General features: G+C 67.7%; 1 protein-coding gene. It reads left to right on the top strand.

The window, feature by feature from the left end; genetic code table 11:
* The first annotated feature begins 133 nt into the window (after nucleotides 1–133).
* The gene (locus AQI88_RS36535; protein ID WP_067008257.1) at nucleotides 134–1,372 is read left to right on the top strand and encodes an IS256 family transposase; all 1,239 of its coding nucleotides are present in this window, start codon (nucleotides 134–136) and stop codon (nucleotides 1,370–1,372) included.
* Nucleotides 1,373–1,427: the final 55 nt, after the last annotated feature.

Genomic DNA, 1,427 nt, shown 5'->3' with positions numbered 1-1,427 from the left:
TTGCGTCCTTGGAAGTGGTGTACCGGTTCCCACCTGATCCGGGTGTTTGTCCCGGCGTCGGAGTGAGGGTCCGGATATGAGAACGGCCACCGGCTGATCTTCGAGATGTCTAGGCTCGAAGGAGATCAGCACGATGACCGCACCAGACAGTCTGCCCCTGCACGCCCTTGCCGAGGACAACCTCGCCTCGGCGAGTCCCGATCTGCTGCGCGCGATGGTCAAGACGTTCGCCGACGCACTCATGTCCGCCGAGGCCGACGCCCTCTGCAACGCCGAATACGGGCAGGTCAGCGACGAACGCGTCAACCACCGCAACGGCTACCGCCCACGCGAGTGGGACACCCGCGCAGGGACCGTCGAACTCGCCGTTCCCAAGCTGCGCCAGGGCAGCTACTTCCCGCACTGGCTCCTCGAACGGCGCCGCCGGGCCGAGCAGGCCCTCGTCTCGGTGGTCGCCACCGCCTACCTGCTCGGCGTGTCCACGCGCCGAGTCGAAAAGCTCGCCGAGTCCCTCGGCGTCACCCAGCTGTCGAAATCCCAGGTCAGCGCGATGGCCAAGCACCTGGACGAACAGGTGGCCGCGTTCCGCAACCGGCCCCTGGACGCGGGCCCCCACACATTCGTCTGGATGGACGCGCTCACGCAGAAGGTCCGCGAGGGCGGCCGCATCATCAACGTCCACGCGCTGATCGCGGTCGGCGTCAACTCTGACGGACACCGTGAGATCCTCGGCATCGACGTCGCCACGGCAGAGGACGGCGCCGGCTGGCTCGCCTTCCTCCGCTCACTCATCGCCCGCGGCCTGTCCGGCGTCCAACTGGTCATCTCCGATGCGCACATGGGCCTGGTCAATGCGATCGGCGCCGCCCTGCCCGGCGCGAGCTGGCAGCGATGCCGAACGCACTACGCCCGCGCGTTGCTGTCCCAGGTGCCCAAGTCGGCGCAGCCGTGGGTGGCCACGCTGCTGCGGACCGTCTTCGAACAACCCGACACCGACGCCGTCAAAGCCCAGATGAGGCACGTCCTCGACGCCCTGGAAGCCAAGTTCCCCAAAGCCGCAGCTCACCTTGATGCGGCTCAGGGCGACGTGCTGGCGTTCACCGCATTCCCGCGCGAGAGCTGGCGGCAGATCTGGTCGAACAACCCGCAGGAACGGCTGAACAAGGAGATCCGCCGCCGCACCGACGTGGTCGGCATCTTCCCCGACCGCACCGCCCTGATCCGCCTGGTCGGCGCGGTCCTGGCCGAGCAGAACGACGAATGGACCGAGGCCCGCCGCTACATGGGCCGCGAACTCCTCGCCAAAGCCCGCCTCCACTCGATCGAGTCAGAAACCGACGACACCGCCCTGCCCGCCGAACTCAGCGCATAGCCTCACAACGAGATCACCGAGTGGCCGTCGATACACCACTCCGGCGGACGTGACC

It is taken from the genome of Streptomyces cellostaticus, from assembly GCF_001513965.1.
Classification (GTDB): Bacteria; Actinomycetota; Actinomycetes; order Streptomycetales; family Streptomycetaceae; genus Streptomyces; species Streptomyces cellostaticus.
Note: the sequence above shows the minus strand (reverse complement) of the source record. Positions and strands in the feature narration are given on the sequence as shown.